4 protein-coding genes and 1 pseudogene are annotated in these 7,304 nt (G+C 70.4%); 3 read left to right on the top strand and 2 right to left on the bottom strand.

The genetic code is table 11. The annotated features are described in order from the left end of the window. Positions 1 to 175 precede the first annotated feature (175 nt). Entirely contained in the window at positions 176 to 2,446 is a 2,271-nt protein-coding gene (locus ABTZ17_RS35485; protein ID WP_352199936.1) for a M4 family metallopeptidase, read from the bottom strand. A 419-nt stretch (positions 2,447 to 2,865) separates the two neighbouring features. Between ABTZ17_RS35485 and ABTZ17_RS35480 the strand changes: the two genes are divergently transcribed. Continuing rightward, positions 2,866 to 4,341, top strand: coding sequence for a sugar transferase (locus tag ABTZ17_RS35480; protein ID WP_352199935.1), 1,476 nt, complete (start codon positions 2,866 to 2,868; stop codon positions 4,339 to 4,341). A 28-nt stretch (positions 4,342 to 4,369) separates the two neighbouring features. Here ABTZ17_RS35480 and ABTZ17_RS35475 read toward each other — a convergent pair whose 3' ends face one another. Then, positions 4,370 to 5,317 (bottom strand): GDP-L-fucose synthase family protein, encoded by a 948-nt coding sequence (locus ABTZ17_RS35475; protein WP_352199934.1) that lies wholly within the window; start codon positions 5,315 to 5,317, stop codon positions 4,370 to 4,372. A gap of 89 nt (positions 5,318 to 5,406) precedes the next feature. On the opposite strand from ABTZ17_RS35475, the gene gmd reads away from it, so the two are divergent. Both gmd and ABTZ17_RS35465 read left to right on the top strand, forming a co-directional pair. After that, positions 5,407 to 6,420, top strand: a complete 1,014-nt coding sequence (gene gmd / locus ABTZ17_RS35470) for a GDP-mannose 4,6-dehydratase (protein WP_352199933.1) — start codon at positions 5,407 to 5,409, stop codon at positions 6,418 to 6,420. A 218-nt stretch (positions 6,421 to 6,638) separates the two neighbouring features. Further along, positions 6,639 to 7,304, top strand: a pseudogene (locus ABTZ17_RS35465) (LamG domain-containing protein); the annotation flags it as partial.

The raw sequence follows: 7,304 nt of genomic DNA, 5'->3' as shown, positions 1-7,304 counted from the left end.
CGCGGGAAGCCCCGACCCGCCGCCCGGGTATCTGGACGGCGGTTTGGGGGAACGCCCGGCGCCGCCGGACGCCGGGCGTGGAACAGGGCCGCCCGGGGAGTTCGTGCTCCCCGGACGGCCCTGCGCTGTGGGTCGGCCCCTGCTCACTCCGTCATCCGCGGCGCGGGCCGACGGATCAGAAGGTGAGCTTCCAGCTGTTGATGTAGCCGGTGTCCAGGGACGCGGCGTCGCGGACCCGGAGCTTCCAGACACCCTGGGCGACCTCGGAGGAGGCGTTCACGGTGAACTGCTGGACGATGTTGTCCGCGCTGCCGCCGGTGCGGTTGCGCAGGTTGTACACCGAGCCGTCGGGGGCCACCAGGTCGACGACCAGGTCACCGACGTAGGTGTGGACGATGTTGACGTCCACCTTCAGCGCGGCCGGGGCGTTGCCCGAGCGGTTGACGGTGATCGGCGACTCGACCGTGGCGTTGTCGCTGATCGTGTAGTCCGTCGTGTTCTCGAAGACGTTCGGCTGGGTGGTGCCGACCGTCCACACGAAGGAGGCGGTCCCGGTCTGGTTCGCCGAGTCGGTGACCGTCACGGTGACGTTGTAGGTGCCCGCGGTGCCGGCGGTGCCGGTGATCAGACCCGTGGAGGAGTTGATCGACAGGCCGGTGGGCAGCCCGGTGGCGGCGTAGGCGAGCGCACCGGCGTTGCTGCTGCTGGCCTGGACCTGCAGGTTCACGGCGCTGCCGGTGACGGTGCTCTGCGGGCCGGGGTTGGTGACCGTGACGCCGTTCGGGATGCGGGCGCCGACGTTGATGGCCGCCCAGGCGTTGGCCGCGTTGTTGTAGGTGACCGAGCCCTGGCCGTACAGGTCGGCCGCGGCCTTCAGGGTCTGGACCCGGGCGTCCGCGTAGTTGGTGTTGGACTTGAAGTAGCCCACGGTCAGCGCGCGGAACCAGATCTTCTCGGCGGCGGCGCGACCGATCGCGGTGACCGGCAGGCCGTCGGAGGTCGGCGAGTCGTAGCTCACGCCGTTGACGACCTTGGCGCCGCTGCCCTCGGAGGCCAGGTAGAACCAGTGGTTGGCCGGGCCCGAGGAGTAGTGGACGTCGATGCTGCCGATGCCGGAGTACCAGGCGTCCTTGGAGGAGCCGTCCTTGCTCGGCTTGTCCATGTAGCGCAGCGGGGTGCCGTTGCCGCGGATGTCGATCTTCTCGCCGACCAGGTAGTCGCCGACGTCCTGGGCGTTGTTGGCGTAGAACTCGACGGCCGCCGCCATGATGTCGGAGGTCGCCTCGTTGAGGCCGCCGGACTCACCGCTGTAGGTCATGTTGCCGGTGACCGAGGTGAGGCCGTGGGTCATCTCGTGGGCGGCCACGTCGATGGAGGTGAGGGGCTTGTTGTTGCCCTCGCCGTCGCCGTAGGTCATGCAGAAGCAGGAGTCCTGCCAGAACGCGTTCACGTACGCGTTGCCGTAGTGGACCCGGCTGTACGGGGCCACGCCGTCGTTGCGCAGGCCGTTGCGGCCGTGCACGTTCTTGTAGTAGTCCCAGGTCAGCGCGGCGCCGTAGTGGGCGTCGGCGCCCGCGGTCTCCAGGTTGGAGGCCGCGCCGTTGCCCCAGATGTCGTCCGGGCCGGAGAACAGGGTGCCGGTGCCGGAGGTGCCGCGGTTCAGGTTGTAGGTCTTGTGGGACCCGCGCCCGGCGTCGGTCAGGTTGTAGGTGCTGCCCGACTGGGTGGTGCCCAGGGTGACCTGGCCGCTGTACTGGGTGTTGCCGGTGCCGGTCTCGATGCCCTGCCACTCGGCGATCTTGGCGCCGGTCTCGGCGTTGGTCACCACGTGCAGCTCGTTCGGGGTGCCGTCGTGCTGGAGTCCGCCGACCACCGTCTCGTAGGCGAGGACGGGGGAGCCGGTGGCGGCCCAGACGACCTTGCGGGCGCCGCGGCTGGCCTTGGTCTCCTTGGAGCCCTCCGCCTTGGCGGCCGACACGGCCTGCTTCTCGGCGGCCGCGACGGTGACCGCCGGGGTGGTGTCGGCGACCTTGATGGTCTTGTTCGTCGCCTTGGTGACCGACTGGGTGCCGCCCTTGGCGTGGACCGTGAGGTCACCGCCGAGCACGGGCAGACCGGCGTAGGTGCGCTCGTAGGTGGTGTGCGTGGTGCCGTCCGCGTCCTTGACGACATCGCGGACGAGCAGCTTCTCCTGGCTGCCGAGTCCGAGGCTCTTGGCCGCCTGGGCCGTGCCCGTGCTCGCGCCGGCTATGAGCTCCGCGCGCTGCGAGGGGCTGAGCTTGACCGTGGCCTTGCCGGGGTTCGGCCGGGCTGCGGCCGCCGTGGGCGCCTGGGACGCGGTGGCGTCGGCGCTGGCGGTTCCGGTCTGGATGCCCACGGCGATCATGGCCGCGGCGGCAACGAGGGCGCCGGCCGCAGTGGCTCGCCTCTGGGGGGTGGGACTCAACGCAGACTCCTTCTGCAAGGGGGGTTCCGGAACGGCTGGGTCGGCCGCCGGGCAGAACAGGCTGTGCGGTACGGAGTGAGCTGTGCGATGAACGGTGTGAAGAGTGCCATCCGGATTGACCACATGTCAGGGCCGCGTCAAAATGTTGGCCGGAATTGGTTCGTTGTCCGAAGATGCATGTCCGCTATACGAACCGTTCACCGGGATGTCGGTCCGGTCCCCCCGCGTCATGGGCGCAACTTCCGGAATGAGAGATACCGCCCGTTAACGAACGAGCAACGAGGGATCTCGTTCGCGTAAACGTGGATTGCCGTACGGGTGTTTGTCGTACTGTTTCCCGGTGCGTCTCGCGCGCGTCGCCCGGGGAAGCGACGCACGCGCCGTCACTCACTCATCCGACCGTCGTGCCAGGGGGGCCCATGAGGCATGTGCACATTCCTGCTCCGCGCGTGGCCAGAACCAGCCGTAGCGCCGGGGCCCGCAGGGGTGGCCTGGGACAGAAGGCCCGCTGGTACCTCCCCGCGGCCCTGATCGCCGACCTGCTCGGCGCCGGGATCCCCGTCGCCCTCGTCTTCGACGCCGCCGGGCAGGTCCGACCGCTGTACTGCGCCCTGGCCGCCTCCCTCGCCTGGACCGCCGTGCAGGCACTGCGCCGCCGGTACGCCTTCCGCGCCCTCGGCGAGTCCCGCGGGGTGCTGCCCGTCCTCCACGACTGGCTGATACTCATCGGTGTCCTGGCCGTGCTCCGAGCCGCCATCGAGGAGAGCACCCCGCGGCTCGCCGCCCTCGGCGCCCTGGTGCCCGCGCTGCTGATCACCGTCGCCTGCCACAAGCTCACCTACCGGCACCTGTCCGCGGCCCGCCGCGAGGCCCAGGCCGTCAGCCGGGTCCTGGTGGTCGGAGAACCCGGCGCCGCCGAGAGCGTGATCGCTCACCTCTCCGCCCGCACCGACCACCCCTATGTCGTCGTCGGCGTCGTGCCCGTCGGATCCGGCGAGCTCACCAGCGGGGTCCCGGTGGCCGCCCGGCTGCCCGAGTCCGCGCCCGCCGCCCCCACCGGGGACTCCGCCGCCGTGCTCGCCGCGGTGGCCGACTACCACTGCGACCTCGTCCTCGTCGCCCCCGGCGCCCGGATCGCCGGGGAGCGGCTGCGCCGGGTGGCCTGGGCCCTGCACGACGAGGGCCTGGAACTCGCCGTCTTCCCCGGTCTCGTGGAGGTCTCGCCCAAGCGGCTGGAGACCGTCTCGGCCGGCGGGCTCGCCGTGCTCCGCGTCGCGCCGCCCGTCAGCGGGGGAGTGCAGTCCGTCCTGAAGTCCGCGCTCGACCGGACCGGAGCCGGCCTCGGCCTGCTGGTCCTCGCCCCGTTCTTCCTCGGGACGGCCGCCGCCATCCGACTCGGCTCCACGGGCCCGGCCTTCTACACCCAGCGCCGCATCGGCCGGAACGGCACCCCGTTCACCATGTGGAAGTTCCGCACCATGGTCGTGGACGCCGACGCCCTCAAGCAGGACCTGGCCGGGGCCAACGAGAACGACGGCCACATGTTCAAGATGCGCCGCGACCCCCGGGTGACCCGGGTCGGCCGGCTGCTGCGCCGCACCTCCCTGGACGAGCTGCCCCAGCTCATCAACGTGCTCAAGGGGGAGATGTCCCTGGTCGGACCGCGCCCGCCGCTGCCCGAGGAAGTCGCCGAGTACGACGAGGTCGAGCTCCGCCGCCTCACCGTGCGCCCCGGCATGACCGGGCTCTGGCAGATCAGCGGCCGCTCCGACCTGTCCTGGGACGAGACCATCCAGCTGGACCTCCAGTACGTGGACAACTGGTCCTTCACCAGTGACGTCGACGTGGTGGCCCGTACCTTCCGGGCCGTCGTCGACGGTCGCGGCGCGTACTGAGCGGCCCGGAAGGTCCCGTCCCGTGAGATCAGCCCTGCTGCTCCAGCCACCACGCGTAGGTGGACGCGATGCCCTCCCGCAGCGGGATGCCCGGCTTCCAGCCCAGCGAGGTGAGCCGCGTCACGTCCAGCAGCTTGCGCGGGGTCCCGTCCGGCTTGCTCGTGTCCCAGGCCAGCCGGCCCGTGAAACCGGTCACACCCGCCACGGTCTCCGCCAGTTCGCGGATGGTCAGGTCCTCGCCGCAGCCGATGTTCACCGGCTCGTCCCCGTCGTAGGAGCCCAGCAGGACGGTGCAGGCCGCCGCCAGGTCGTCCACGTGCAGGAACTCCCGGCGCGGGGTGCCCGAGCCCCAGAGCGCGACCTCCTCGCGGCCCTCGGTCGCGGCCTCGTGGAAGCGCCGGATCAGCGCGGGCAGCACGTGCGAGGTCTCCAGGTCGAAGTTGTCCCCCGGGCCGTAGAGGTTCGTGGGCATCGCCGAGATGAACGAGGCCCCGTACTGCTTCCGGTAGGACTGGACCTGCACGATCCCGGCGATCTTCGCCAGCGCGTACGCCTCGTTGGTGGGCTCCAGCGGCCCGGTCAGCAGGGCGTCCTCGCTGATCGGCTGCGGGGCCAGCTTCGGGTAGATGCACGAGGACCCGAGGAAGAGCAGGCGGTCGACCCCGGCCGCGTGCGCCCCGGCGATCACGGCCAGCTGGATCCGGAGGTTGTCCTCCAGGAACTGCACCGGGTAGGTGCTGTTGGCCATGATGCCGCCGACCTTGGCGGCGGCCAGCACCACCGCGTCGGGGCGGACGTCCTTCAGGAACGCCTCGGTGGCCGCGGCGTCCCGGAGGTCGAGTTCCGCACGGCCACGGGTGATCACCTCGTGTCCGTCGGCGGTCAGCCGCCGGGCGACCGCGGATCCCACGAGGCCGCGGTGGCCCGCGACGAAGACACGGGCGTGGGAGGGCAGGTACGGCAGCGATGCAGTCATAGCCCGGATCATGCCAGGCCCGCTCGGGCCACTGGGGATGAACCCCGCAATTCTGTACGAACCACACACTCTCCCTGGGAGAAGCGCCCATGAGCAAGACAGCACTGATCACCGGAGTCACCGGACAGGACGGCTCGTACCTGGCCGAGCTCCTGCTCTCCAAGGGCTACGAGGTGCACGGTCTCGTGCGGCGCTCCTCCAGCTTCAACACGGAGCGCATCGACCACGTCTACCAGGACCCGCAGACCGCCAACCGGTCCTTCGTGCTCCACCACGCGGACCTCTCCGACGGCGTGGCCCTGGTGAACCTGCTCCGCGACATCAAGCCCGACGAGGTCTACAACCTCGGCGCCCAGTCGCACGTCCGCGTCTCCTTCGACGCCCCGCTCTACACCGGCGACGTCACCGGCCTCGGAGCGCTGCGCCTGCTGGAGGCCATCCGCGCCAGCGGCGTGGACACCCGGATCTACCAGGCATCCTCCTCGGAGATGTTCGGCTCCACCCCGCCGCCGCAGAACGAGAAGACCCCGTTTCACCCGCGCAGCCCGTACGGCGCCGCGAAGGTCTTCGCGTACTGGACCACGGTGAACTACCGCGAGGCGTACGACATGTTCGCGGTCAACGGCATCCTCTTCAACCACGAGTCCCCGCGCCGCGGCGAGACCTTCGTGACCCGCAAGATCACCCGCGCGGTGGCCCGGATCAAGCACGGTCTCCAGGACAAGCTGTACCTCGGCAACCTGGACGCCGTCCGCGACTGGGGCTACGCCCCCGAGTACGTGGACGCCATGTGGCGGATGCTCCAGCAGGACGAGCCCACCGACTACGTGGTCGCCACGGGCGTGCCCGCCACGGTGCGCCAGTTCCTGGAGTCCTCCTTCGCCCACGCCGGCCTGGACTGGAACGAGTACGTGGCCTACGACGCCAAGTACGAGCGCCCCAGCGAGGTCGACGCCCTCATCGGCGACGCGAGCAAGGCACGTGAGCTGCTCGGCTGGAAGCCGACGGTGCTGGTTGACGAACTGGCCCAGATCATGGTGGACGCCGATCTGCGCCAGGTCGAGGACCAGTTGGCCGGGGTCGCGGTACGGATCGACCGCTGACCCCCTAGAGTTTGCATGTTCCGGTCATCACCCACCGGTGGTGGCCGGAACATGTCGCCGTATGTCCGCAGTGCACCAGACGTTTGAGTCCGTTGGTATGCAATGGGTCAAGTGGGGTGACCGGGCCCACTTCCGAGCCCTAATCTCTGCGCCAGTACATATGGCTGTTCGATACTTTCCAGCCATTCAGCAACCGGGCACTGTGCCCTGGGGGGCTCATGCGTAGATCCAGAGGGCTGACCGCCGCCCTCGCTCTCTCTCTGGCCGGTGCGGGCACCGGTCTCGGCTTCGTCCTGATGCCGCAGGCCTCCGCCGTCACCGCGCCGGTGGGCTTCACCGCCGACGACCTGCCGACCTGGCAGCCGAACGGCATCGTCTTCGCGATGGCGGAGGCCAACGGCACCGTCTTCGCCGGAGGCACCTTCTCCGCCGTCACCGCTCCGGAGAGCGCCGGCGGCGGCTCCGAGCAGGAAGCGGTGAACTTCGTCGCCCTCGACGCGGCGACCGGCGTGCCCACCTCCTGCAAGCTGTCCTTCACCATCGGCGAGGGCACCGCCACCGTGCGCGCCCTGGTCGTCTCCGAGGACAAGAAGACCCTGTACGCGGGCGGCTACTTCGGTGCCGTCAACGGCGTCCCGGTCAGCAGCGTCGCGGCCATCGACATCGAGAACTGCGCGCCCAAGGCCTCCTTCCACCCCGGCTTCCCGGCCACCGTCCGGGCCCTGGCCCTGGGCGGCGGCACGCTCTACGCGGGCGGCGACTTCGGCACCGTCGAGGGCCAGAACCGCGAGCGCTTCGCCGCGGTGGACGCCACCACCGGCGCCCTGAAGCCGTTCAAGGCGGACGCGGACGAGCCCGGTCGGGCGGTCGCGGTGACCCCGGAC

This window comes from Streptomyces sp. NPDC097619, from assembly GCF_040302735.1.
Taxonomy (GTDB): Bacteria; Actinomycetota; Actinomycetes; order Streptomycetales; family Streptomycetaceae; genus Streptomyces.
Note: the sequence above shows the minus strand (reverse complement) of the source record. Positions and strands in the feature narration are given on the sequence as shown.

Coding starts and splice junctions, on each gene's coding strand:
- ABTZ17_RS35480 (WP_352199935.1), top strand. CDS start 2,866: ATGAGGCATGTGCACATTCCTGCTCCGCGCGTGGCCAGAACCAGCCGT.
- gmd (WP_352199933.1), top strand. CDS start 5,407: ATGAGCAAGACAGCACTGATCACCGGAGTCACCGGACAGGACGGCTCG.
- ABTZ17_RS35475 (WP_352199934.1), bottom strand. CDS start 5,317: ATGACTGCATCGCTGCCGTACCTGCCCTCCCACGCCCGTGTCTTCGTC.